Annotated in this window: 13 protein-coding genes, 3 tRNA genes and 3 rRNA genes; 13 read left to right on the top strand and 6 right to left on the bottom strand. The window is 63.9% G+C overall.

Annotation, left to right across the window (positions count from 1 at the left end; all coding sequences use genetic code 11):
- Positions 1-65 precede the first annotated feature (65 nt).
- From G3580_RS15515 to rrf, 6 genes are all read left to right on the top strand, one after another.
- On the top strand, positions 66-1,526 hold the full coding sequence (locus G3580_RS15515) for a hypothetical protein (protein ID WP_173767011.1): 1,461 nt from the start codon (positions 66-68) through the stop codon (positions 1,524-1,526).
- A gap of 369 nt (positions 1,527-1,895) precedes the next feature.
- A 16S ribosomal RNA gene (locus G3580_RS15510) occupies positions 1,896-3,435 on the top strand.
- A gap of 77 nt (positions 3,436-3,512) precedes the next feature.
- Positions 3,513-3,589, top strand: a tRNA-Ile gene (locus tag G3580_RS15505).
- A gap of 11 nt (positions 3,590-3,600) precedes the next feature.
- Positions 3,601-3,676 (top strand) — tRNA-Ala (locus G3580_RS15500).
- A gap of 306 nt (positions 3,677-3,982) precedes the next feature.
- Positions 3,983-6,870 (top strand): 23S ribosomal RNA (locus tag G3580_RS15495).
- 111 nt (positions 6,871-6,981) lie between these two features.
- Positions 6,982-7,094 (top strand): 5S ribosomal RNA (rrf, locus tag G3580_RS15490).
- Together the 16S, 23S and 5S rRNA genes with 2 tRNA genes alongside form the textbook arrangement of a ribosomal RNA operon.
- A gap of 46 nt (positions 7,095-7,140) precedes the next feature.
- Here the strand turns inward: rrf and G3580_RS15485 are convergent.
- Both G3580_RS15485 and G3580_RS15480 read right to left on the bottom strand, forming a co-directional pair.
- Complete coding sequence (locus G3580_RS15485; protein ID WP_173767009.1) at positions 7,141-7,311, bottom strand: hypothetical protein; 171 nt, start codon at positions 7,309-7,311, stop codon at positions 7,141-7,143.
- A gap of 19 nt (positions 7,312-7,330) precedes the next feature.
- Positions 7,331-8,863, bottom strand: a complete 1,533-nt coding sequence (locus G3580_RS15480; protein WP_173767007.1) for a fumarate hydratase — start codon at positions 8,861-8,863, stop codon at positions 7,331-7,333.
- A gap of 294 nt (positions 8,864-9,157) precedes the next feature.
- Between G3580_RS15480 and acs the strand changes: the two genes are divergently transcribed.
- The 7 genes from acs (at position 9,158) to G3580_RS15445 (ending at position 19,115) form a co-directional block, all read left to right on the top strand.
- Positions 9,158-11,119: an acetate--CoA ligase gene (acs, locus tag G3580_RS15475; RefSeq protein WP_173767005.1), complete on the top strand. Its 1,962-nt coding sequence runs from the start codon at positions 9,158-9,160 to the stop codon at positions 11,117-11,119.
- Between the two features lie 194 nt (positions 11,120-11,313).
- The gene (locus tag G3580_RS15470) at positions 11,314-11,508 is read left to right on the top strand and encodes a hypothetical protein (protein WP_173767003.1); all 195 of its coding nucleotides are present in this window, start codon (positions 11,314-11,316) and stop codon (positions 11,506-11,508) included.
- Complete coding sequence (locus G3580_RS15465; RefSeq protein WP_173767002.1) at positions 11,505-14,258, top strand: sensor histidine kinase; 2,754 nt, start codon at positions 11,505-11,507, stop codon at positions 14,256-14,258. Before G3580_RS15470 ends, G3580_RS15465 begins: the two co-directional genes overlap by 4 nt.
- A gap of 25 nt (positions 14,259-14,283) precedes the next feature.
- A complete protein-coding gene (locus tag G3580_RS15460) occupies positions 14,284-14,664 on the top strand; it encodes a response regulator transcription factor (protein WP_173767000.1) in 381 nt (126 codons plus the stop codon).
- Positions 14,661-16,826: a 3'-5' exonuclease gene (locus G3580_RS15455; RefSeq protein WP_173766998.1), complete on the top strand. Its 2,166-nt coding sequence runs from the start codon at positions 14,661-14,663 to the stop codon at positions 16,824-16,826. Before G3580_RS15460 ends, G3580_RS15455 begins: the two co-directional genes overlap by 4 nt.
- Before the next feature lie 52 nt (positions 16,827-16,878).
- Positions 16,879-18,918 (top strand): sodium:solute symporter family protein, encoded by a 2,040-nt coding sequence (locus tag G3580_RS15450; RefSeq protein ID WP_173766996.1) that lies wholly within the window; start codon positions 16,879-16,881, stop codon positions 18,916-18,918.
- 106 nt (positions 18,919-19,024) lie between these two features.
- A tRNA-Ser gene (locus tag G3580_RS15445) sits at positions 19,025-19,115 on the top strand.
- A 72-nt stretch (positions 19,116-19,187) separates the two neighbouring features.
- On the opposite strand, the gene G3580_RS15440 is transcribed toward G3580_RS15445, so the two are convergent.
- The 4 genes from G3580_RS15440 to ftsY form a co-directional block, all read right to left on the bottom strand.
- Positions 19,188-22,745, bottom strand: a complete 3,558-nt coding sequence (locus G3580_RS15440; protein ID WP_173766994.1) for a CHASE domain-containing protein — start codon at positions 22,743-22,745, stop codon at positions 19,188-19,190.
- 109 nt (positions 22,746-22,854) lie between these two features.
- On the bottom strand, positions 22,855-23,754 hold the full coding sequence (gene ftsX / locus G3580_RS15435) for a permease-like cell division protein FtsX (RefSeq protein WP_173768841.1): 900 nt from the start codon (positions 23,752-23,754) through the stop codon (positions 22,855-22,857).
- A complete protein-coding gene (locus tag G3580_RS15430) occupies positions 23,754-24,416 on the bottom strand; it encodes a cell division ATP-binding protein FtsE (RefSeq protein ID WP_173766992.1) in 663 nt (220 codons plus the stop codon). The genes ftsX and G3580_RS15430 overlap by 1 nt, the downstream gene beginning before the upstream one ends.
- Complete coding sequence (ftsY, locus tag G3580_RS15425) at positions 24,413-25,594, bottom strand: signal recognition particle-docking protein FtsY (RefSeq protein WP_173766990.1); 1,182 nt, start codon at positions 25,592-25,594, stop codon at positions 24,413-24,415. The genes G3580_RS15430 and ftsY overlap by 4 nt, the downstream gene beginning before the upstream one ends.
- Positions 25,595-25,612: the final 18 nt, after the last annotated feature.

The raw sequence follows: 25,612 nt of genomic DNA, 5'->3' as shown, positions 1-25,612 counted from the left end.
CCCGGTTTGTGTGGAATAATCGGGTAACCAAAAATAACAGGACAGGTCACTGAAACGGGGCGCCCATGCTGCTGAGTTCCTCTGACGTTGCGCCGAACATGCCCGCCGCCCTGCGTGACCTGCCGGGGCGTCTCAGGGCCGTGCCGCCCAATGATCCGGTCGCTGCGCTGGCCGAAATCGGAGACGTGCTCGACGCGCTCGTGGCGCAGGCGCAATCCCAATTCATGGTGCTGGCGGTTGGCCTGGGCGAGCTCGACGAGGCCTCGCAGCCGTATCTGCGTGCGTCGCTCAGGGGCTTCTTGCAGGCCGCCGTGCTCAAGTCGGGGCGCGGCGAGGTGCTGCGGTCCTCGTGCCTCGCGTTCTTCCGGCAGCTGTCCGGCGCCTGTGCCGAGGCGCTCCAGCGAGGCCGTTATGAGCACACCGACCAGTCGCCGTTGCTCGCCGAACTGGCTGCCCGTCTGTTGCGTGCCGAGACCAACGCGCTGAAGTGGGATCACATGGTGTACGGGCCGTACGACGAGGGGCTGTGGCGTCGGACCGGCGCCGTTCTTCTCGAAGCGGTCGAAGAAGGCCGGGAGGCGCTCCCGGTACGGCTGCGGTCGGATCGCGAGACGGTCACGACGACCGGGCGGGAAATGGCACGGGCCATTGCGCTGCGCTGCGGTGGCCTCGATCAGTTACCGGTCGAGCTGATCGACATCACCGATCGGATGATCCATTACATTCTGCCGGCGTTGTACATCGGTCCCATGCCGGTCGAGGGCGCACGCTTCTATTGGCAGCCGCACGAGGGCCGTGGGCCGGTCCGCCTGGTCAGTGGCCAGGAAAACGTCCCCAATGCCTGGTACTTTTCGGCCCAGCATGCCGACCCGGCGATGGCGGAACTGGAGCGCATGCTGGCCAAAGGCATGGTGCCCGGCGTGCTCGACTCCGGTCCCGGGTCGCGTGAGAAGATTCGCGCCTGCATGCGTCACCTGCGGCGAGCCTGGTGTGAAGCACCCGTCACCCGGCGCCATCGCCGTCATCCGATGACCGGAGGCATCCGGGCGCTCAAGGGTTTCGGAACCTTGCGGCAGGTCCTCAAGAACGGCGCACGCGAGTGGGAGCAGTGGGATTTGCGGGATGCCAGCGTCAATGGCATGGGGGTCGTGATGCCGCTGGCCTCCAGCGAATTGCCACGCATCGGTGATCTGGTGGCCGTCCGACCCGATGAGACCGGCGAATGGCGCCTTGGCATGATCCGGCGCCTGACGCGGGACGAAGGGCTCAAGGCCTACCTGGGGCTTGAGACCTTCGCCACGGCGCCTCGCGTTGTGCGTGCCGATGACGGCCGAGCGCCAATCGACGTGCTGCTGTGCGACCCGCTGCGGCGCGGCGGGGTCCTTCGCATCGTCTCACCCACCAACGCCCTGCGCCCCGGCTCGCCCCTGTTCGTGGCCGAAAATGGCGCCATACAGAAGCTCAAACCGCTTGGCTCCGCCTGGCGCGGCAGCGAGTTCGAAGTCCGTACCTATCTGGTGCTCTAGGCGAGTCGGGTGCCCGACTGTCCGCGCCGAGGCCGTCTAGCCTTGCCCGTATTTCTTTTTCTTGACAGTAGTATTTTTGGGTCTATAATTCGCCCCTCTTCGCGCTTCTGAGTTGTTTTGGTGGTGCGTTGGTTGGTCTCTGCGGCGTTGATCGTTAGGCGTTTGCGGGGGTTGACGAGGAGTTGAGAAGTTGTCAGAATCTCGCTTCTTCGCTGAACGGACGTGAGTTGTTCAGCGGCTCTTTAAAAATTTGGACAACCGATAGGTGTGGGTGCTTGGTCTTTGTCGGTAGCGACCTTCGGGTCGCGAGAGTTTCACAAAGATTGAGCATTCATGTCAGTTTTCTGACTTTGAGTGCGAACAGGTATTGAACTTAAGAGTTTGATCCTGGCTCAGATTGAACGCTGGCGGCATGCTTTACACATGCAAGTCGAACGGTAACGGGGGGAGCTTGCTTCCTGCCGACGAGTGGCGAACGGGTGAGTAATGCATCGGAACGTACCCAGTCGTGGGGGATAGCCCGGCGAAAGCCGGATTAATACCGCATACGCCCTTTGGGGGAAAGCGGGGGATCTTCGGACCTCGCGCGATTGGAGCGGCCGATGTCGGATTAGCTAGTAGGTGGGGTAAAGGCTCACCTAGGCGACGATCCGTAGCTGGTCTGAGAGGATGATCAGCCACACTGGGACTGAGACACGGCCCAGACTCCTACGGGAGGCAGCAGTGGGGAATTTTGGACAATGGGCGAAAGCCTGATCCAGCCATGCCGCGTGAGTGAAGAAGGCCTTCGGGTTGTAAAGCTCTTTCAGGTGGAAAGAAATGGCGCTGTCTAATACATGGCGTCGATGACGGTACCACCAGAAGAAGCACCGGCTAACTACGTGCCAGCAGCCGCGGTAATACGTAGGGTGCGAGCGTTAATCGGAATTACTGGGCGTAAAGCGTGCGCAGGCGGTTGTGTAAGACAGGTGTGAAATCCCCGGGCTTAACCTGGGAACTGCGCTTGTGACTGCACGGCTAGAGTACGGCAGAGGGGGGTGGAATTCCACGTGTAGCAGTGAAATGCGTAGAGATGTGGAGGAACACCGATGGCGAAGGCAGCCCCCTGGGCCTGTACTGACGCTCATGCACGAAAGCGTGGGGAGCAAACAGGATTAGATACCCTGGTAGTCCACGCCCTAAACGATGTCGACTAGTTGTTCGGAGAGGCAACTTTCTGAGTAACGCAGCTAACGCGTGAAGTCGACCGCCTGGGGAGTACGGTCGCAAGATTAAAACTCAAAGGAATTGACGGGGACCCGCACAAGCGGTGGATGATGTGGATTAATTCGATGCAACGCGAAAAACCTTACCTACCCTTGACATGCCAGGAACTTTCCAGAGATGGATTGGTGCCTTCGGGAACCTGGACACAGGTGCTGCATGGCTGTCGTCAGCTCGTGTCGTGAGATGTTGGGTTAAGTCCCGCAACGAGCGCAACCCTTGTCATTAGTTGCCATCATTTGGTTGGGCACTCTAATGAGACTGCCGGTGACAAACCGGAGGAAGGTGGGGATGACGTCAAGTCATCATGGCCCTTATGGGTAGGGCTTCACACGTCATACAATGGTCGGTACAGAGGGTTGCCAAGCCGCGAGGTGGAGCCAATCCCAGAAAGCCGATCGTAGTCCGGATCGTAGTCTGCAACTCGACTGCGTGAAGTCGGAATCGCTAGTAATCGCGGATCAGAATGCCGCGGTGAATACGTTCCCGGGTCTTGTACACACCGCCCGTCACACCATGGGAGTGGGTTTCACCAGAAGTAGGTAGCTTAACCTTCGGGAGGGCGCTTACCACGGTGAGATTCATGACTGGGGTGAAGTCGTAACAAGGTAGCCGTATCGGAAGGTGCGGCTGGATCACCTCCTTTCCAGAGAAAAGCCCTCAGGGGCCAAGTATCCACAACCTATCGGTTGTTCAATGCGTAGCTCGCGCACCCGAGAAGTGGGGTCTGTAGCTCAGCCGGTTAGAGCACCGTCTTGATAAGGCGGGGGTCGTTGGTTCGAACCCAACCAGACCCACCAACGATCAAGATGGGGGATTAGCTCAGCTGGGAGAGCACCTGCTTTGCAAGCAGGGGGTCGTCGGTTCGATCCCGTCATCCTCCACCAATCCCCTTTGGGGCTCGGTTGTCCAGCGCGGTGAAGCGTCAGCAGTGTGGGCTCGGTCGAGCCGATAGTGCTGACGTTTTACATGATCTTCGGGTCATGGCGTTCTTTAACAATTTGGAAGAAGTCGAATGTATCGTCGGTTCGTAAGAACCGGCGAATCACACAGTAGTAAGTTTTATGTTGTGTGATTGCATCGTTTCCTGTCTGTTTGCGAACCAGCGGCAGGCGGGAAGCACAACCGAGGCGCTTAAAAGTTCTTCTTGTAACCGAAGTCTTTGGCCGGAAGGTCAGAGCTCAAGGTTATAGGATCAAGCGACTAAGTGCATGTGGTGGATGCCTTGGCGATCACAGGCGATGAAGGACGTGTAAGCCTGCGAAAAGCTGCGGGGAGCTGGCAATAGAGCTTTGATCCGCAGATGTCCGAATGGGGAAACCCGGCCCTTTTGGGTCATCCCGTACTGAATACATAGGTACGTGGAAGCGAACGCGGCGAACTGAAACATCTAAGTAGCCGTAGGAAAAGAAATCAACCGAGATTCCCGAAGTAGCGGCGAGCGAACCGGGAACAGCCTGTACGACTAAACCAGTAACTCAGCAAAACGGGATGGAAAGCCCGGCCATAGAAGGTGATAGCCCTGTATGCGAAGGGTCGCTGGCGGGTCTGAGCGTACGACAAGTAGGGCGGGACACGTGTAATCCTGTCTGAATATGGGGGGACCATCCTCCAAGGCTAAATACTCGTGATCGACCGATAGTGAACCAGTACCGTGAGGGAAAGGCGAAAAGAACCCCGGGAGGGGAGTGAAATAGATCCTGAAACCGCATGCATACAAACAGTGGGAGCCCCTTCGTGGGGTGACTGCGTACCTTTTGTATAATGGGTCAGCGACTTACGTTCAGTTGCAAGCTTAACCGAATAGGGGAGGCGTAGCGAAAGCGAGTCTGATAAGGGCGAATGAGTAGCTGGATGTAGACCCGAAACCAGATGATCTATCCATGGCCAGGATGAAGGTGCGGTAACACGCACTGGAGGTCCGAACCCACTAATGTTGAAAAATTAGGGGATGAGCTGTGGATAGGGGTGAAAGGCCAAACAAATCTGGAAATAGCTGGTTCTCCCCGAAAACTATTTAGGTAGTGCGTCGTGCGGACACTTCCGGGGGTAGAGCACTGTCATCGTTGGGGGGGTCACTGCGATTTACCCCGCGATAGCAAACTCCGAATACCGGAAAGTGATACACGGCAGACAGACAGCGGGTGCTAACGTCCGTTGTCAAGAGGGAAACAACCCAGACCGCCAGCTAAGGTCCCAAATGATCAGTTAAGTGGTAAACGAGGTGGGAAGGCACAGACAGCTAGGAGGTTGGCTTAGAAGCAGCCACCCTTTAAAGAAAGCGTAATAGCTCACTAGTCGAGTCGTCCTGCGCGGAAGATGTAACGGGGCTCAAACTGATAACCGAAGCTGCGGATGCGTGCTTGCACGCATGGTAGGGGAGCGTTCTGTAAGCCTGCGAAGGTGTCTCGTAAGGGATGCTGGAGGTATCAGAAGTGCGAATGCTGACATGAGTAGCGATAAAGGGTGTGAAAAGCACCCTCGCCGAAAACCCAAGGTTTCCTGCGCAACGTTCATCGGCGCAGGGTGAGTCGGCCCCTAAGGCGAGGCAGAAATGCGTAGTCGATGGGAAACAGGTCAATATTCCTGTACCGATTTTAGATGCGATGGGGGACGGAGAAGGTTAGGCCAGCCGGGTGTTGGATGTCCCGGTTCAAGCGTGTAGTCGTGCCTGGTAGGCAAATCCGCCGGGCTTAGATGAGACGTGATAACGAGGATTCATTGAATCCGAAGTGGTCGATACCATGCTTCCAGGAAAAGCCTCTAAGCTTCAGTCTAAAATCGACCGTACCGCAAACCGACACAGGTGGGTAGGTTGAAAATACCAAGGCGCTTGAGAGAACTCAGGAGAAGGAACTCGGCAAATTGACACCGTAACTTCGGGAGAAGGTGTGCCCCTTGTATGTGAAACCCCTGCGGGTGGAGCAGAAGGGGGCCGCAGAGAATCGGTGGCTGCGACTGTTTATTAAAAACACAGCACTCTGCAAACACGAAAGTGGACGTATAGGGTGTGACGCCTGCCCGGTGCCGGAAGGTTAAGTGATGGGGTGCAAGCTCTTGATCGAAGCCCCGGTAAACGGCGGCCGTAACTATAACGGTCCTAAGGTAGCGAAATTCCTTGTCGGGTAAGTTCCGACCTGCACGAATGGCGTAACGATGGCCACACTGTCTCCTCCTGAGACTCAGCGAAGTTGAAATGGTTGTGAAGATGCAATCTCCCCGCGGCTAGACGGAAAGACCCCATGAACCTTTACTGCAGCTTTGCATTGGACTTTGACGTCACTTGTGTAGGATAGGTGGGAGGCTTTGAAGCGGGAACGCCAGTTTCCGTGGAGCCAACCTTGAAATACCACCCTGGTGTCGTTGAGGTTCTAACCTTGGTCCGTGAATCCGGATCGGGGACCGTGCATGGTGGGCAGTTTGACTGGGGCGGTCTCCTCCTAAAGGGTAACGGAGGAGTACGAAGGTCTCCTAGGTACGGTCGGACATCGTACTGATAGTGCAATGGCAAAAGGAGGCTTGACTGCGAGACCCACAAGTCGAGCAGGTGCGAAAGCAGGTCATAGTGATCCGGTGGTTCTGTATGGAAGGGCCATCGCTCAACGGATAAAAGGTACTCTGGGGATAACAGGCTGATTCCGCCCAAGAGTTCACATCGACGGCGGAGTTTGGCACCTCGATGTCGGCTCATCACATCCTGGGGCTGTAGCCGGTCCCAAGGGTATGGCTGTTCGCCATTTAAAGTGGTACGTGAGCTGGGTTTAAAACGTCGTGAGACAGTTTGGTCCCTATCTGCCGTGGGCGCTGGAAGTTTGAGAGGGCCTGCTCCTAGTACGAGAGGACCGGAGTGGACGCACCTCTGGTGTACCGGTTGTCACGCCAGTGGCATCGCCGGGTAGCTAAGTGCGGAAGAGATAACCGCTGAAAGCATCTAAGCGGGAAACTCGCCTCAAGATGAGACTTCCCTCGTGACTCGATCACGCTCAAGGGTCGTCCAAGACCAGGACGTTGATAGGTCGGGTGTGGAAGCGCAGTAATGCGTTAAGCTAACCGATACTAATTGCCCGTGAGGCTTGATCCTATAACCTTGAGAACTAATAATTACGCCTCAATGCAATCACACACGTGATTCACATCCGATTTCTTCCAGTTGCGCTCCGACAGTCAAATACTGTCAGAGCAAAAGTCAAAGTCTGACGACAATAGCGTTCCGGAACCACCCCTTCCCATCCCGAACAGGACCGTGAAACGGAACCGCGCCGATGATAGTGCCCATACGGGTGTGAAAGTAGGTCATCGTCAGACTAACAAACAAAAACCCCGCCTCATCAACACGATGACGCGGGGTTTTTTATTGCGCGGAAAAACAACAAATCAACACCCCGCAAAACACTCCAATCGAAAACGCCCCAGCCAGATCGAAACCGATCAGAAAGCCCTGGCCGACTGGCTCCGCCGCCGCAAACTCGACAAAACACGCCAGCACAACAACAAAAAGCCCGGCAAAAGCCGGGCTTCTCATGGATTGTCGAAGAAATCAATCAAGCGGGTACGACGGGGATCTTGCCGATCTTGGCTTGCCATTCCTTCGGACCGGTCTGGTGAACCGATTGCCCCGTCGCATCGACGGCAACCGTCACCGGCATGTCAACAACGTCGAATTCATAGATGGCCTCCATGCCCAGATCCTCGAAACCAACCACCTTGGCCGTCTTGATGGCCTTGGAGACGAGATAGGCAGAACCGCCGACCGCCATGAGATAGGCGGCCTGATTGTCCTTGATGGCGTCGATCGCGATCTGGCCGCGCTCCGCCTTGCCGACCATCGCAATCAGTCCGGTTTTTTCAAGCATCATCCGGGTGAACTTGTCCATGCGAGTGGCCGTGGTCGGGCCGGCGGGGCCGACCACCTCGTCGCGGACAGGATCGACCGGGCCGACGTAGTAGATAATCCGGTTCGTGAAATCGACCGGCAGGGCTTCGCCCTTGGCGAGCATATCCTGGATGCGCTTGTGGGCGGCGTCGCGACCGGTGAGCATCTTTCCGTTCAGGAGCAGGACCTGCCCCGGCTTCCAGGCGGCGACTTCGTCCTTGGTCAGCGTATCGAGGTTGACCCGCGTGGCGACCCCGGTGTCGGGCTTCCAGGTCACTTCGGGCCAGTCTTCGAGGCGCGGCGTGCGAAGGTGCACCGGTCCGCTGCCGTCGAGCTCGAAGTGGACGTGACGGGTCGCCGCACAGTTCGGAATCATCGCGACCGGGAGGGAGGCTGCGTGTGTCGGGTAATCCAGGATCTTGACGTCGAGCACCGTGGTCAGGCCGCCGAGGCCCTGCGCGCCGATACCCAGGGCGTTGACCTTCTCGAACAGCTCGAGTCGGAGTTGTTCAACGCGTGTCAATTCGACTCCGCTGGTGGCCTTGGCTTGAAGTTCATGGATGTCGACATGGTCCATGAGTGACTCCTTGGCCAGCAGCATGGCCTTTTCCGGCGTGCCGCCGATGCCGATGCCGAGAATCCCGGGGGGGCACCAGCCCGCGCCCATGGTGGGCACGGTTTTGAGCACCCAATCGACGATGGAGTCAGACGGGTTCAGCATGGCCATCTTCGATTTGTTTTCCGAGCCGCCGCCTTTGGCGGCACAGGTGATTTCCACCGTATCGCCCGGGACGATTTCATAATGGACGACCGCCGGGGTGTTGTCGCGACTGTTCTTGCGGGCGCCGGCCGGGTCGAGCAGGACCGAGGCGCGCAGCTTGTTGTCCGGGTGGGTGTACGCACGTCGGACGCCTTCGTTGACCATGTCCTGCACGCTCAGCGTACTGTCCCAGCGTACGTTCATGCCGACCTTGAGGAAAACCACCGCAATGCCGGTGTCCTGGCAGATGGGACGATGACCTTCGGCGCACATGCGGCTATTGGTCAGGATCTGGGCGATGGCGTCCTTTGCCGCAGGGGACTGCTCGCGTTCATATGCCTCGCCCAGGGCCTGAATGTAGTCGAGCGGATGGTAGTAGCTGATGAATTGAAATGCGTCCGCGATGGACTGGATGAAATCTTCCTGCTTGATCGTGCTCACGGTGGCTCCCTCATGTTCGTCGGCTTGCAGCCGAATCGGGAACGGGCGAATATGGTGCCCGTCCGCGCACTTGCCGCAAGCGCGTGGGGATTCTAGCATTCCCTCATGGACGCGGCATTGGCGCTGGACTGGCGGCAGCGAGCGGTTGTGTAAGTCCTGTGTAAGATACAATTCTTTTAATACCAATAATCAGCAACGTCCTCGCGCTTGCAGATGCTGCAGGGAGGAGCGTGAACGGACGGGCGCAAGACATTGATCTGAAGTCCGATTCATTGAATTGAGGAGAGGTACGTTATGTCCGAAAATGCCCAGAAGCTGTATTACCCGCCCGAGGCGCTGGTCAAGAATGCAGCCGTCCCTGGCATGGAGGCCTACCAGGCGCTGGTCAAGCAAGCCGAGGAAGACTACGAAGGCTACTGGGCGAATCACGCCCGCAAGCTTCTTGACTGGCACAAGCCGTTTTCGACGGTGCTGGACGAGAGCGATGCTCCGTTCTTCAAGTGGTTCGCCGATGGCGAGCTGAACGTCTCCTACAACTGCCTTGACCGCCAAGTGAACAATGGTCTGGGCGACAAGGTGGCGATCATCTTCGAGGGCGACGACGGCAAGGTCAGCAAGGTCACCTACAAGGAGCTGCTCGGTAAGGTCTGCAAGATGGCCAACGCGCTCAAGAGCGTTGGCGTCAAGTGTGGTGACCGGGTCGTCATCTACCTGCCGATGTCGGTCGAGGGCATCGTCGCGATGCAGGCCTGCGCCCGGATCGGTGCCACCCATTCCGTGGTGTTCGGTGGCTTCTCCGCCCAGTCCCTGCGCGACCGCCTCGAGAGTTCCGGCGCCGTCGCGTTGATCACATCGGATGGCCAGTTCCGTGGCGGCAAGGCGCTTCCGCTCAAGCCGATCGCTGACGAAGCCCTGTCCATGGGCGGCTGCGAGGCCGTCAAGAACGTGCTGGTGGTCAAGCGCACCGGCGGTGAGGTGACCATGGTGGCTGGTCGTGACCAATGGGTCGAGGAAGTCATGGCCCAGCAGCCGGACACCTGCGAGCCGGAGTGGGTCGGTGCCGAGCACCCCCTGTTCCTGCTCTACACCTCCGGCTCCACCGGTAAGCCGAAGGGCGTGCAGCATTCCAGTGGTGGTTATCTGCTGCAGGCCGTGCTGTCCATGCAATACACCTTCGACATCAAGCCGGATGACGTGTTCTGGTGTACCGCCGACATCGGCTGGGTGACCGGGCACACGTACATCGCCTACGGTCCGCTGGCCTCCGGCGCCACCCAGGTGGTGTTCGAGGGCGTGCCGACCTATCCGGATGCCGGTCGCTTCTGGCAGATGATCCAGAACCACAAGGTCAGCATCTTCTACACCGCACCGACCGCCATCCGCTCGCTGATCAAGGCGGCCGACGCCAACGAGAAGGTGCATCCGAAGAACTACGATCTGTCGAGCCTGCGCATCATGGGTTCGGTGGGTGAGCCGATCAACCCGGCCGCCTGGGAGTGGTACCACGAGAACGTCGGCGGTGGCCGCTGCCCGATCGTGGACACCTTCTGGCAGACCGAGACGGGGGCGCACATGATCACCCCGATGCCGGGCGCCACGCCGCTCCTGCCGGGTTCGTGCACGCTGCCGTTCCCGGGTATCCAGGCCACCGTGGTCGACGAGACCGGCACCGAGGTGCCGTGGGGCCAGGGCGGCATCCTGGTGGTCAAGCGCCCGTGGCCGTCCATGATCCGTACCGTGTGGGGCGATCCGGAGCGTTTCAAGAGCTCCTACTACCCGGCCGACTTCCAGGGCAAGCTGTATCTGGCAGGTGACGGCGCCATCCGTGACGCCGAAACCGGTTACTTCACCATCACCGGTCGTATCGATGACGTGCTGAACGTCTCCGGCCACCGCATGGGTACGATGGAAATCGAATCCGCCCTGGTGGCGCATGAGAAAGTTGCCGAAGCGGCCGTGGTCGGTCGTCCTGACGACACCACCGGTGAGGCCATCGTGGCTTTCGTGGTGCTCAAGGGGCCGCGCCCGACCGGCGACGAAGCCGTGGCGACGATCAAGGAGCTGGCCGCCTGGGTGGGCAAGGAGATCGGTCCGATCGCCAAGCCGAAAGACATCCGCTTCGGTGAAAACCTGCCCAAGACCCGTTCGGGCAAGATCATGCGCCGTCTGCTGCGCCAGCTTGCCAAGGGTGAGGAGATCACGCAGGATACCTCCACGCTGGAGAACCCCGCGATTCTCGATCAACTCAAGGGTTAAGCAGGACCAGGGGTGAGCCGGCGGCACAGCCGGCCGCCCCGACAAGAACAATGGAGGGACCCGACCCAAGAAGTCGGGCAATAAAGAGGAGACAAGGCGCGGCAACGCGCCTTTTTTTTGACCGCAGCGTGCCCCCAAGGCACGCTGCTGGAGGCGGATGGCGATGAGATGCGTCGAATCGTTCGGGATCGGTCATGCGTAAGGCGCTGGCACGACAGCGGCTGATTGCCGGTACGCTGCTCGCGGCCCTGCTGTTCAACGCGCCGCTGCTGTGGCTGGTGGACGTCGAGGCCACGGTGCTGGGGGTGCCGGCGCTCTATGCCTACCTGTTCGCGGTCTGGGGCGGCTTCATCGCCTTCCTCGCCTGGGTCGTGGAGCGCGGCGGATGATCTCCAGCGGGCTGATCCTCGGGGCGTCGTTCGCCTACCTCGGCTTGCTATTCGTCGTCGCGTTGATCGGCGACCGCCGGGCCGACGCGGGGCGCTCGCTCATCGCCAATCCGTGGGTGTACGCGCTGTCGCTGGCCGTGTACTGCACGGCCTGGACCTACTACGGCAGTGTCGGTCGTGCCTCCACCGCGGGCGTCAGCTTCCTGCCGGTGTATCTGGGTCCGACCCTGGTGATGGGCGTCGGCTCCCTGGTGCTGCTGAAGATGGTCCGCATCAGCAAGGCCTACCGCATCACGTCGATCGCGGATTTCATCGCCTCGCGTTATGGCAAGAGCCGCCACCTGGCCGCGATGGTCACGCTGATGGCGGTCATCGGCATCGTTCCCTACATCGCCCTCCAGCTCAAGGCGGTGTCGAGCGAATACGGCCTGCTGACCGGGGCGGCGCATGGGGCCGAGGGCGAGTGGTACCGGGATTCGGCGCTGTACATGGCCCTGGCCCTGGCGGCCTTCACCATGATCTTCGGCACCCGTCACTTGGACGCCACCGAGCGTCACGAGGGCATGGTCGCGGCCGTGGCCTTCGAGTCGCTGGTCAAGCTGGGCGCCTTCCTGGCGCTCGGGGTGGTGGTGACCTACGTGCTCTTCGATGGCTGGCATGATCTGCTCGCGCGCGCCGGTGCCAACGACGACCTGCGTTCGTTGCTGTCCCTGCAGCATGTGGGCAGCGCCGCCGACTGGTTCGCCCTGATGCTGCTTTCCGGACTGGCCTTTCTGATGCTGCCGCGCCAGTTCCAGGTCGCGGTCGTCGAGAACGTGGACGAGCGTCACCTGCAGCGTGCGTCGTGGTTGTTTCCGACCTATCTGCTGCTCATCAACATCTTCGTGCTGCCGATCGCGCTCGGGGGCGTACTGAGCTTTCCGCCGGATGCCGATCCGGATTCCTTCGTCCTCGTGCTGCCGCGCTCGGCCGGATATGATCTGCTGACGCTGATCGTGTTCATCGGCGGTCTGTCGGCGGCCACCGGCATGATCATCGTCGAGACCATCGCCCTGTCCACGATGGTGTGCAACGATCTGGTCATGCCGGCGCTGTTGTCCAATGCACGCTTCCATCGCCGCGCGCCGCAGGATCTGACCGGATTGCTGCTGCTCATCCGGCGCGCAGCCATTGCCATCGTCCTGCTCCTCGGTTACGTCTATTTTCGCCTCGCCGGGCAGGCCTATGCCCTGGTGTCGATCGGCCTGATCAGTTTCGCGGCGGTGGTTCAATTCGCCCCCGCCTTGCTCGGCGGCATGTACTGGCGCGGGGCCACCGGCCGGGGCGCGATCGCGGGGGTGTCTGCGGGCTTCCTGGTCTGGGCCTACACCCTGCTGCTGCCTTCATTCGCCAAGAGCGGCTGGCTGCCCATGAGCGTGGTCGACCAGGGGCTGTTCGGGCTTGCTGCGCTGCGGCCCGAAGCGCTGTTCGGCATGACCGGCGTCAATCACATCACTCACGCGGTGTTCTGGAGCCTGCTCGCGAACGTCGGGAGCTTCGTCTTGGTGTCGCTGGCGCGCGCCCCGTCGCCGGTCGAGGTGGGCCAGGCGGGCCTGTTCGTCGACATCGTCGAGCGCGATCCGGTCGGGGCGGCGCGCTTCTGGCGCGGTCAGGCCCAGGTGGACGACTTGTGTGCCCTGCTGGCCCGGTTTCTCGGCGCACGCCGGGTCGAGGAGGCCTTTTCCGGCTACGCCCGCCGGCGCGGGGTCGACCGCGTCGAGGCGCTCAAGGCGGACGGCGACCTGGTCCACTTCGCCGAAACCCTGCTCGCGGGAGCCATCGGCAGTGCCTCCGCGCGCATCATGATCGCCTCGGTGGTCGAGGAGGAGGCGCTCGGTCTGGAAGAGGTGATGAACATCCTCGACGAAGCGTCCCGGGTGCGCGCCTACTCGCGGGAGCTCGAGGACAAGTCGCGCGCCCTCGAGGCGGCGACCCGCGAGCTGCGTGCCGCCAACGAGCGGCTTCAGGAGCTCGACCGGCTCAAGGACGATTTCATGTCCTCGGTGACCCATGAGCTGCGCACCCCGCTGACCTCGATCCGGGCGCTGTCCGAGATGCTGTTCGACGATCCCGACATCGCACGCGACGATCGGGTGCGCTTCCTCGGCATCATCGTCAAGGAGACCGAGCGGCTCACGCGGCTGGTCAATCAGGTGCTGGACCTGGCGAAGATCGAGTCCGGTCACGCCCAGTGGCACGAAACCGAGGTGGATCTGGTCGAGTTGGTCCGGCACGCGGCCGACACCGGCGCACAGCTGCTGCGCGAGCGCGGTGCCCGCCTGGAGCTCGATCTGCCCGAACGGGTCGCGCCGATCCTCGCCGACCGTGACCGGCTCGTCCAGGTGATGGTGAACCTGCTGGGGAATGCGGCGCGCTTCGTGCCGATCAATGCCGGCGTGGTGACCGTTCGCCTGCGCGAGACGGTCGATGCGCTGCAGGTGGACGTGGAAGACAACGGCCCCGGCATCGCCCCGGAAGCCCAGGCGGAAATCTTCGAACGCTTCCGTCAGGTGCGCGGCAGCGGTGGCAAGCCGACCGGGACGGGGCTGGGTCTGCCGATCAGCCGCCAGATCATCGAGCATTTTGGCGGGCGCCTGTGGGTGCACAGCACACCGGGGCAGGGCGCGGCGTTTTCGTTTTCGCTGCCGCTGCGAACCGCCTCGGAAAAAGATGACGGCCGGGCAGGGGGGCGCCGCGGGGCAATGCCGTAGAATGTTTTGCAGGGGGGGAGAGGTGATGAGCGATACGAAAAAGATACTGATTGCGGACGATGAGGAAAACATCGTCATCTCGCTGGAGTTCCTCATGAAGCGGGAGGGCTTCGAGGTGCTCGTTGCCAGCGATGGCGAGGAGGCGCTGGCGCGCATCCGCAACGATGCGCCGGATCTGGTGCTGCTCGATGTCATGATGCCGAAGAAGAGCGGCTTCGATGTGTGCCAGGAGGTGCGCGCCGATCCGGCGATCGCCGATACCCGCATCCTGATGCTGACCGCCAAGGGGCGCGATACCGAGGTGGCCAAGGGGCTGGCGCTGGGGGCGGACGCCTACATGACCAAACCGTTTTCGACGAAGGAGCTGGTCGAACAAGTACACAGCATGCTCGGGGTCACTCGATGAGCCCGAAGGGGCGCATGGTGGTGGCGGTGCTGGCGGCGAGCATGGCGGTGCTGGTCGCCTTCCTCGCGACCGGCTGGGTGATCTGGGCCGATCTGTCTCCCGAGGAGCAGGCGGTGCTCGACCCCATCCTCTCACCCCGGTCCGGCCTGATCGGCGCCATGGTGGTGCTCGCGATGATCGCGGCGGCGGCCGTGGCGCGGGATCTGCACCGGCGTTTCATCGCCGTGCCGGCGCGTCTGGCGGAGGACGCCCGCACCTTGCTGGCCGCGGAGCCTGCGCGGCGGCTCACCCCCGACGGCGGCGGCGAGACGCGCCAGTTCATCGACATCATCAACCAGCTGGCCGATCAGCGCCAGGGGCTGCAGGAGCATGTCGAGCAGCGCGTGACCGAGGCGCGCCGGACCGTGGAGGAGGAGAAGAACCGTCTCGCGGCGCTCATGTCGGAGCTGAGCCAGAGCGTGGTGGTGTGCAATCTGGACGGGCGCATCCTGCTCTACAACAACCGCGCCCGGCTGCAGTTCCGTGCCCTGTCCGAGGCGCCCGGTGCGGCGGGCGGGGGCGAGCTGATCGGCCTCGGGCGCTCCATCTACGCGGTCATGGATCGGCATCTGATCGCCCATGCGCTCGAGAACATCCAGGACCGCCTGCGCAAGAACGCCAGCCAGCCGGTCACCAACTTTGTCACCACGACACGGGCGGGGCAGTTGCTGCGCGTGCAGATGGCGCCGGTCCTCGGCGCTGGCGACACGCCTGCCGAGCGGCCGGTCTCGGGCTTCATCCTGATGCTCGACAACATTACCCGTGCCATCGAGAACGAGGCGCGGCGCGACGAGATCCTGCACACCCTCACCGAAGGCAATCGCGCCGCGCTCGCCAACGTGCGCGCGGCCGCCGAGATGCTCGACTACGAGGATCTGGACGATGCCTTGCGCCAGCGCTTCCGCAGTGTGATCCGAGACGAGGTGCGCGCCATGAGCGATCGTCTCGAGTCGAGCGCGGCGGAGTTCGCCAACTCCCTCAAGGCGCGCTGGCAGCTCGAGGAGATGCTCGGCGCCGATCTGGTGGCGGCCGCGCAGCGGCGGGTGGAAAGCCGCCTGTCCCTGCGTACCAAGGTCGAGGAGGTGGACGAGCAGCTGTGGGTCAAGGTGGACAGCTTCTCCCTGCTGCAGGCGGTCACTTACCTCGCCAGTCGTCTGTCGGATGAGTTCGAGATCCGGGAGTTGCGCTTCCGCCTGGTCGGGGGTGGACGCCTGGTGCACCTGGACCTGATCTGGTCGGGTCAGGCGATGAGTACCGAGACGGTCATGCACTGGGAACTCGAGCCGATGCGTTTCGCTGGCGAAAACAGTCCGCTGACCGTGCGTGACGTGATCGAGCGTCACGACGGCGAGATGTGGCTGGAGCGCGAGAAGGTGCGCCACCGCGCCTTCTTCCGCGTCGCGCTGCCCTCGGTGGCGCCGCAGGAGGAGGTCGAGGAGGACGTCTACCTGCGCAGCGAGTCTCGCCCGGAATACTACGACTTCGACCTGTTTTCCTGGTCGGAGCGGGGGCATGCCCTCGACGACCGGCCGCTGGCCGAACTGGCCTACACCGTCTTCGATACCGAGACCACCGGACTCAATCCCTCCAAGGGGGACGAGATCATCCAGATCGGCGCGGCGCGGATCCTCAACGGCAAGGTGCTGCACAGCGACACCTTCGAGCAGCTGGTCGACCCGCAACGCAGTCTGCCGCCCGAGTCGTCCAAGATCCATGGCATCACGCCCGACATGCTCGTCGGTCAGCCGGTCATCGCCAAGGTGCTGCCCGCCTTCCACGCCTTTGTCGAGGACACGGTACTGGTCGCCCACAACGCCGCCTTCGACATGCGCTTCCTCCAGCTCAAGGAGGCAGCGACCGGGCTGCGCTTCGACCAGCCGGTGCTCGACACCTTGCTGCTCTCGGCGGTGATCCATCCGAACCAGGACAGTCACCGGCTCGAGGCCATCGCCGAGCGTTTCGGCGTCACCATCATCGGACGGCACACCGCCATGGGTGACGCCATCGTCACCGCGGAAGTGTTCCTGAAGATGATTCCGCTGCTGGCGGAAAAGGGCGTCCACACCCTCGGCCAGGCGCGCGAGGCGGCCGAGAAGACCTACTACGCACGACTCAAGTACTGATCTGATCCCGCCGGGCGCAGACGTGCCCCGGCCACAGGAGGGTGTCCGGCACATGCCGAGCAATTCGGGCTTTACGAGGCAACTGCGGCGCTACTACAGCTGGTATACCGGCGGCTTCATCGTCTTCGTGCTCTTGCTGGCGGTGGGCGAGCATCTCGGTCTGTCGCACCGGGTCATCGGCCACCTGTTCCTGTTTGCGACCATCGCCATCTACGCCGGCATCGGGGTCATGAGCCGCACCGCCGACGTGTCCGAGTACTACGTGGCGGGCCGGCGCGTTCCGGCGATCTTCAACGGCATGGCCACTGCGGCCGACTGGATGAGCGCGGCCTCCTTCATCGGTCTGGCCGGCACCCTGTACTTTTCCGGTTTCGAAGGGCTCGCCTTCGTCACCGGATGGACCGGCGGCTACGTCCTCGTCGCCTTGCTCCTGGCGCCCTATCTGCGCCGCTTCGGGCAGTACACCATTCCCGATTTTCTCGGCGCGCGCTACGAGGGCAACGTCGCCCGCATCGTCGGCCTCGCCGCCACCATCCTGGCGAGCTTCGTCTACGTGGTGGCGCAGATCTACGGCGTCGGCCTGATCGCCAGCCGCTTCGTCGGCGTGGAGTTCGAGATCGGCCTGTTCGTCGGTCTCGCCGGCATCCTCGTGTGCTCCTTCCTCGGTGGCATGCGCGCGGTGACCTGGACCCAGGTCGCCCAGTACGTGATCCTCATCATCGCCTACCTCACCCCGGTGGTGATCCTCTCCTACAAGATCACCGGGGTTCCCGTGCCCCAGATCGTCTACGGCAAGGTGCTCAAGAGCCTCGGCGAGAAGGAGCAGGCGCTGCGCAACGACCCGCTCGAAATCGAGGTGCGCAGTCAGTACCGGGCGCTGGCGAAGGCCTACCAGCGCAAGATCGAGCATCTGCCCCAGTCGCTCGAGGCCGAGCGCCGCATCCTCAACGCCCGGCTCGACGAACTGCGCCTGGGCAACGGGTCGGCCCGGGACGTCGCCCATGCCGAACGCGCCCTGCGCGACCTGCCGCGCACCCCCGACGAGGCGCGCACCCAGTGGCGTGCCGCGCAGGACGAGGCGCTCGAGCGATCCCTGCCGCCGCCCTTCCATGCGCAGGCCTTCGCCGCCGACACACCGGAGGGCCGCGACGCGGCGCGGCGCAACTTCCTCGCCCTGGTGTTCGTCCTCATGGTCGGCACCGCCGCGCTGCCACATCTGCTCATGCGCTACTACACTACGCCGGGCGTGGCCGAGGCGCGCCGCTCGGTGCTGTGGTCGCTCGGTTTCATCACCCTGTTGTTCATCACCGCGCCGGCCTATGCGGTGTTCGCCAAATGGGAGGTCTACAGCAAGCTGGTGGGCAGCAGCATCGCCTTCCTGCCCGATTGGGTGGCCTCCTGGGGCAAGGTGGGCATGGTCAGCATCAGCGACCTCAACGGCGACGGCATCTTGCAGCTGGCGGAGCTGAAGCTCAACACCGATGTCATCGTGCTGGCCACCCCGGAGATCGCGGGCCTGCCCTACGTCGTGACCGGGCTGGTCGCCGCCGGCGGCCTCGCCGCCGCCCTGTCCACCGCCGACGGGCTGCTGCTGACCATCTCCAACGCCCTGTCGCACGACTTCTATTTCAAGGTCATCAATCCGCAGGCGACCACCCAGCGGCGCCTGGTGATCTCGAAATCCCAGCTCCTGCTGGTGGCGGCGGTGGCCGCGTGGGTAGCCTCGCTGCGCCCCGACAACATCCTCTTCATGGTCGGCCTGGCCTTTTCCATCGCCGCCTCCGCCTTCTTTCCGGCGCTGGTGCTCGGCATCTTCTGGAAGCGGGCCAACAAGTGGGGCGCGGTCGCCGGCATGATCAGCGGTCTGGGCATCACGCTCTACTACGTGGGCCAGACCCACCCCTTCTTCCACGGCGCCATGACCCATGCCTGGTTCGGCATCGAGCCCATTTCGGCCGGTGTGTTCGGGGTGCCCCTCGGCTTTGTGGTGGTGATCGTCGTCAGCCTGCTGACCCCGCCACCGCCCCCGGAAGTCCAGGCACTGGTCGACTTCGTGCGCTACCCGGGCATGCCCGACCCGATGTCACGCTGACGGACGGCGCCGTCCATCCGGCGATCGCACGCGCAAGGCCCGTGTGAATTTTCGCCGCAAGGGGTTCATTTTTCGACCGATTCTGCTAGAATTCCGCCTCTTCCACGGAGAGGTGGATGAGTGGTTTAAGTCGCACGCCTGGAAAGCGTGTTCAGGGTAATACCCTGACGCGGGTTCGAATCCCGCCCTCTCCGCCAGATACCGAAATGCCGCCGGCTCCTCCACGGAGCGGCGGCATTTTTCTTGGTGCCGGGTGCCGGGTGCCGGCGTCAGGTCGAGATTTCGTCGCGCAGGGCTTGAGCGGCCCGGGCGAGTGCGCGGGCCGCATCTCGCAGCTGGTCGAGGTGGGCGGCGACCCGGTCGAGCTCGCCGGCACCCGCCGTGATCTCCAGTTCCCTGGCCAGGGCGCCGAGGGTGATGCCCGAGATGGCGGCGGCGACGCCTTTGAGGGAATGTGCGGCGCGGTGGGTTTCTTTGGCGCTGTCGTTCCGGATCCCGTGAGCGACCGCGTCGATGAGCGATTCCCATTCTTCCAGATAGCTGTCGAGCGCGCAGCAGATCAAGTCTTCATCACGGCTGTAGCGGGCTTCCAGGGAGGGGCGGTCGATGACGGTGGGCACGCCACCGGTGTCGGCGGTGGGTGCCGCCGCCGGAGGAGGCGCGACGGTTGTGTGCGGTGCACTGAGCCAGTGACGCAGGACGGTATCGAGTCGGGCCATGTCCAGGGGTTTGCTCAGGTAGTCGTCCATACCGGCGGCCAGGCAGCGATCCCGGTCTTCGGCGAAGGCCGCTGCGGTCAGCGCGACGATGGGGACGTGGGGGTGGCCGTGTTCGTGTTCCCATTGGCAGATGCGCCGCGCCGCTTCCAGGCCATCCATGATCGGCATCTGGCAGTCCATGAGAATGAGGGATGGACGCCGGGTGTCGGCGGTGGCGCGGGCGACGGCTTCCTGGCCGTTGGTGGCGAAGGCGGCGTCGACGCCAAGGCGGGCGAGCATGGACTGGACGACCCGGCGGTTGGTTTCATTGTCCTCGACCACCAGGATGTGGCCCGACCGCGGCAGGGCAGGTGTTGTGGTTGGCAGGCCCGGGGCCGCATCGTCGCCATCCGTGGGCGTGGCCCGGGCGACGCGCACCGTGAACCAGAAGCGTGCCCCGGCGCCTTCCGTGCTGTCGACGCCGGCCTCGCCATCCATCATCCGCGCCAGCCGGCGCACGATCGACAGGCCGAGGCCGGTGCCGCCGAATCGGCGCGTGAGCGAGCCATCGAGCTGGGTAAAGGGCTGGAACAGGCCCGAGAGCTGATCGGTGGCGATGCCCGGGCCGGTGTCGGCCACCGTGAACCGGAGTGTCGCGGACTGGGCGTCGTGTGTGTATTCTTCGCCGTCGATCTCGACCTGGCCGGTGTCGGTGAACTTGACGGCGTTGTTGATGAGATTCGTCAGGATCTGACGGATACGTGTCGCGTCGCCTTCGTAGCGCGCATCGAGGGGGCCGTTCCAGCGCGCGCTCAGGCGCAACCCCTTTTGCCGCGCGCTGGGGCCGAACAGGGCTGCGACGTCGTCGACGAGGGCGACCGGATCGAATCGGGCCGAATGGAGCTCGAGGCGGCCCGCCTCGATCTTGGACAGATCGAGGATGTCGTTGAGCAGGGCCAGCAGTGTGTTGCCCGACTCGAGGATGGTCTGGATGTACTCCTGCCGCTCGGTGTCGTCCAGATCGGGCATCTGGAGCAGTTGGGCCATGCCGAGGATGCCGTTGAGCGGGGTGCGCAACTCGTGCGACATGGTGGCGAGGAACTGGCTCTTGGCCTGATTGGCGCGCTCCGCTGCCTGCCGGGCTTCGACCAGTTCGGTGATATCCACGCGGAAGCCTACGGTGTGGCCGGTGGAGGTCTTGCGCTCGCGAATGCGCAGCCAGCCACCGTTGCCCAGCGGCTGGACCAGGTCGGTGTCGCCGACGCGGTGGGCGGCCAGGCGCTCCTCGATCCAGGCGTCAATGCGGCCGTTGGCCTCGGCATACTGGCCGCGTTCGGCCCCGTAGCGGAGGATGTCCTCGAAGCGTTCGCCCTCGCGGATCATCCCGGCAGATTCCTGATACAGCTCGCGGTAGCGATCGTTGCAGTAGATCAGGCGGTCGTCGGGGTCGTAGATGACGAAGGCTTCGCCGATGGCGTCGATGGCGTCCCGAAGCAATTCCTCGCTGCGCGCCAGTGCGGCGTTCTTTTCCCGGATTTGGTCGGTTTGCTGGCGGACGACGTTCCGGACCAGTGCGGTCCGGCCGGTCATGCCGAACAACAGCGTTTGCAGCAGGGCCGCCAGTCCCATGCCGCCCACGCCGACCAGCCAGGCCAGCCATGGGCGGTGCGCGGCCTGATAGGCGGCGGTCGGGTGAATGATCAGCTCCCAGTCGGCGGCATCCACATTGACGTGGGTGCGCCAGCCCGCCGTGGTGTCGACCTGCAGGTCGCGGTTGGAGCGATACAGCAACTGGTGGCCCACCGGGGCGCGGACGTCGCGCAGCACGAATTCGAGCCCCGGAGTCAGGCGTTTGCGGGTGGCGATGTCGACCAGATGATCCATTTTGAGCACCGCCACGGCAAAACCGGTCGGCGCGCCGGGCTCCCCTGGGCTGCGGCCTTGGTAGGCCGGCGTGAGCGCGAGAACGCCGAGACTGTCGCCGTTTCCGGCCTGCACGAGATGGATCGGGGCGGTCAGCACGATGTGACCGGTGCGGGTGGCCTGGGCCAGCGCTGCGGCACGCATCGGTTCGGAGGCGATATCGAAACCCAGTGCGGCTTCATTGCCGGTGACGGGGGCAAGGTAGCCGACCGGCACATAGTGATCGCGCATCTTCGCGGGCACCAGCTGTCCGCCGGGGGCGCGTTCGGTGATGTGAAAATCGGGGCGGCCGGTGCGCAGGGCCATGTGGGCTTCGAAGGCGGCACGATCCGCATGCTTGACGGCCGGATTGAAACTGAGTGCGCTCAGGTCCGGATTGGCGGCGAGGGTGCTTCGGGTCAGGTAGTCGAAATCCGCCGCAGGCATGTCCGGTTGGAGCTCTTCGATCCGGGCGATGGAGGCGAGGATCTCGCGGTGGGCGATGAGACGGTTCTCGAGCAGTCGTGCCAGACGTTCGCCATAGCCGCTGAGCGTGTCGTCCTGGGATTGTGCTTCCCATTGCGCGGCGGCGTAGAACACGGCCGAAATGGCGATCAGCACGATGGCCATCGGCGGCACGACGGTGCGGACGCGATCGCGCCAATCGGCCTCGCGGCGTAGCAGCAGCACCAGGGCGAGTGGAGCGAACACGAGGACACCGATGGTGTCGCCCACGTACCAGCTCCACCAGGTGTAACCCGCCTGGGCCGGGGTGATGACCTCGGCGGTGATCAGGGTGCTGGTGCCGATCGTCGCGGAGACGAGGCAGGCGGCGGGGCCGCCGAGGGCGAGAAAGAGCAGGGTTTCGCGCTCGGTGAGCAGGCTGCGCCAGTGCACCTGGCGGGCGCGGCGGATAAGCCAGTCGCCGATGGCGGCCTGCAGGAGCGCGCCGAGTCCGATGCCGGCCGCGGTGACGACCGTGAGCACGGAAAGGTGACCCTGCCATGCGGCCAGTGAGGTGTTGAGGGCAAAGGAGCCGAGCCAGACGCCGGGCAGCAGACGCCGATCCGACCACAGGGTCGCGGCGAGCGCGAGACCGGCCGCCGGGAAGATCGGGCTGGCGTAGCCCGGTGGAATGGCCATGGCCAGCCCGACCCCGCCGAGTACCGCATATGCCAGGGCGAGCAGGAACGTCCCGCGCGGATGTCGCAGGACGGGCGCTAGCAAGAGGCTTTCCTTGTGCTCTGCGGCGGCAGGGATGGAGGGCGCATGGCAGGGTTTACGGCCCCGATGCGCGATTCTTGATGCGCTGGCGCGGCCGTTCCGCGAGGTCGGTTCAGCCGATTTCGTTCAGGTGGCGACGGACCGACAGCGCGGTGCCCAGCCAGCCCAGCGCAATCGCGACCGCCAGCAGGGTGGCGGTCTGGGCCGGAGACGGTCCGCCCAGGGAGAACACCGCGCCGTAGGCCGAGGCCAGTTCCTCGACCGGCGGCCTGAGCAACGCGATGCCGAGGGTGACGATGCCCCAGGCAATCAGCCCGCCGAGCAGACCCTGAAGGCAGCCGAGCCAGTAGAAGGGGCGGCGGATGAACTGGTCGGTGGCGCCCAACAGCCGGGTGACTTCGATCTCGGCACGCTGGGTCAGGATCTGCAACCGGATGGTGTTGAAGGTGATGATCACCAGCGCCGCCGCGAGCAGCGCGGCCAGCAGCGAGACGCCGAGCTCCGCCAGCCCGAGCAGCGCGTGCAGGCGCTGCACCCAGGCCGCGTCGAGCTGGACATGATCCACCTTGGGCCACTGGCTGAAGCGCGCCTTGAGCGTGTCGAACAGCTGGGGGTCGTCACTGGCGGGGGTGATGATGAAGGCGTGTGGCAGGGGGTTCTGCGGCAGCCCCTCGAGGACGTCGGCGAGCCCGTTGTCGGCCAGCTGCTTCAGGGCCGCGTCGCGCGCGACGAACTGGAAGCCAGTCAGCTCCTTGGTGTCGCGCAGGCGGGTCTCGATGGCCGCCACGTCCGCGTCGGTCGCGTCCAGGGCGAGATAGAGGCTGATCTCCGGGCTGCCGGTCACGCCCCGCGCCAGCGAGCCGACGTTGTCGACCAGGACGAAGCCGCCGGCCGGAAGCGCCAGGGCGATGCCCACCACGAGCGCGGACAGGATCGTGCCCAGCGGCTGCCGGAACAGGCGCCCGAGCGCATGGATGCCGGCCTTGCGATGTTGGTAGAACCAGGCACGCATCATTCGGCCCCCTCGATGAGACGCCCCTGGTTGAGCACCAGGCGGCGCGGCCGGGTCTCGGCGAACAGGGTGGGGTCGTGGGTGCACACGATCACGGTCACGCCCACCGACTTGAAGGATTCGAACAGCTGCGCGATTTCATGGGCGTAGTCCGCGTCCAGGTGGGCGGTCGGCTCGTCGGCGATGAGGACCGAGGGGCGGTTGGCGATGGCGCGGGCGATGGAGACGCGCTGCTGCTCGCCGCCGGACAGCCCGATCGGCATCTCGCGGCCGCGGCCGCCCAGGCCGACGCGCTCGAGCGCGGCATCGACGCGCCGCGCCGCGTCGGCCGGCGCGTGGCCGGTGATCACCAGCGGCAGCATCACGTTGTCGAATACGCTGCGGTCGTAGAGCAGGCGGTTGTCCTGCATCATCAGGCCGAGGCTGCGGCGCAGGTAGGGAATGGCCTGGCGCGGCAGGTGGCTCACGTCCTGGCCGTTGATCAGCACCCGGCCGTGGGTCGGGCGCTCGAGCACCGGGATCATCTTGAGCAGGGTGCTCTTGCCGGCGCCCGAATGGCCCGACAGCACCACCAGCTCGCCGTGGCGCAGCTCGAAGCTCACCTCGGTCAGGGCTTCGTGGCCGCCCGGATAGCGCTTGGTGACGCCCTCGAAAACGATCATGGGCGCTTCTGCGCCTCGGACTTGGCGAACAGGGCGTCGACGAACTCGCGCGCGTGGAAGGGGCGCAGGTCGTCGATGCCTTCGCCCACGCCGATGAAGCGCAGCGGCTTGGGACACTGGCGGGCGATGGCCGCGAGCACGCCGCCCTTGGCGGTGCCGTCGAGCTTGGTGATGACCAGGCCGGTGACATTGACCGCGGCGTCGAAGGCGCGCACCTGTGCCAGCGCGTTCTGGCCGATGTTGGCGTCGAGCACCAGCAGCACCTCGTGCGGTGCGGTGGCGTCCACCTTGGTGATCACGCGGCGCACCTTGGCGATCTCGTCCATGAGATGGCTCTGGGTGGGCAGGCGCCCGGCGGTGTCGGCCAGCACGATGTCGATGTTGCGGGCGCGGGCGGCGTTGACCGCGTCGAACACGACGGCGGCCGGATCGCCCGACTCCTGGGCGATCACGTCCACCCCGTTGCGCTCGCCCCAGGTCATGAGCTGTTCGCGGGCCGCGGCGCGGAAGGTGTCGCCGGCCGCCAGCAGCACCTTCTTGCCCTGGCCCTGATACCACTTGGCGAGTTTGCCGATGGAGGTGGTCTTACCCGAGCCGTTGATGCCCGCGATCATGATCACGAAGGGGTGGGCCGTATTGACGTCCAGCTCCGCTTCGAGCGGTGCGAGCAGGGCGGTCAGCTCTTCGACCAGGGCAGCCTGCAACTGATCGGCCGTCTCCAGGTGGTCGCGCTTCCAGCGGGTGCGCAGGGCCTCGATCAGGTGGGCGGTGGCCTCGATGCCACAGTCGGCCATCAGCAGGGTGCTTTCGAGATCCTCGAGCAACTCCTCGTCGATCTTGCGCAGGCCGAACATGCCGGCCAGACCGCTGCGCGTGCGCGACAGGCCGGCCTTGAGGCGGTCGCGCCAGGACGGTTTGGCGGGCGCGGGCACCGCCTCGGGGCGGGGCGGCACCTCGGTCGGGGCATCGTGCTCGGCCTCGCGGGCGGGCTCATCGGCGGTCGGCGCGGGTCCGGACGGCGCGTCCGGCAACGGTTCCGTGGCCGGCACGGCGGGGGCTTCGGTCGGCTCGATGGCCACCTCGGTGGGCGCCTCGTTGATGTCCTGCCCGGCGCCGGCCTCATCGGCGGGCGTCTCGGGCGTATCTTTGCGGGCGGATTTCTTGAAGAAACCAAACATGGCGTTTCGAGTCACAGA

The organism is Nitrogeniibacter mangrovi, assembly GCF_010983895.1.
Lineage (GTDB): Bacteria > Pseudomonadota > Gammaproteobacteria > Burkholderiales > Rhodocyclaceae > Nitrogeniibacter > Nitrogeniibacter mangrovi.
The sequence above is the reverse complement of the archived record's forward strand: the minus strand, read 5'-3'. Positions and strand labels throughout refer to the sequence as shown.

Excerpts from the sequence above, each read along its gene's own strand:
- G3580_RS15430 (WP_173766992.1), bottom strand. The coding sequence starts at position 24,416 with ATGATCGTTTTCGAGGGCGTCACCAAGCGCTATCCGGGCGGCCACGAA.
- G3580_RS15455 (WP_173766998.1), top strand. The coding sequence starts at position 14,661 with ATGAGCCCGAAGGGGCGCATGGTGGTGGCGGTGCTGGCGGCGAGCATG.
- G3580_RS15485 (WP_173767009.1), bottom strand. The coding sequence starts at position 7,311 with ATGAGAAGCCCGGCTTTTGCCGGGCTTTTTGTTGTTGTGCTGGCGTGT.
- ftsY (WP_173766990.1), bottom strand. The coding sequence starts at position 25,594 with ATGTTTGGTTTCTTCAAGAAATCCGCCCGCAAAGATACGCCCGAGACG.
- G3580_RS15460 (WP_173767000.1), top strand. The coding sequence starts at position 14,284 with ATGAGCGATACGAAAAAGATACTGATTGCGGACGATGAGGAAAACATC.
- G3580_RS15515 (WP_173767011.1), top strand. The coding sequence starts at position 66 with ATGCTGCTGAGTTCCTCTGACGTTGCGCCGAACATGCCCGCCGCCCTG.
- acs (WP_173767005.1), top strand. The coding sequence starts at position 9,158 with ATGTCCGAAAATGCCCAGAAGCTGTATTACCCGCCCGAGGCGCTGGTC.
- G3580_RS15450 (WP_173766996.1), top strand. The coding sequence starts at position 16,879 with ATGCCGAGCAATTCGGGCTTTACGAGGCAACTGCGGCGCTACTACAGC.
- G3580_RS15470 (WP_173767003.1), top strand. The coding sequence starts at position 11,314 with ATGCGTAAGGCGCTGGCACGACAGCGGCTGATTGCCGGTACGCTGCTC.
- ftsX (WP_173768841.1), bottom strand. The coding sequence starts at position 23,754 with ATGCGTGCCTGGTTCTACCAACATCGCAAGGCCGGCATCCATGCGCTC.
- G3580_RS15465 (WP_173767002.1), top strand. The coding sequence starts at position 11,505 with ATGATCTCCAGCGGGCTGATCCTCGGGGCGTCGTTCGCCTACCTCGGC.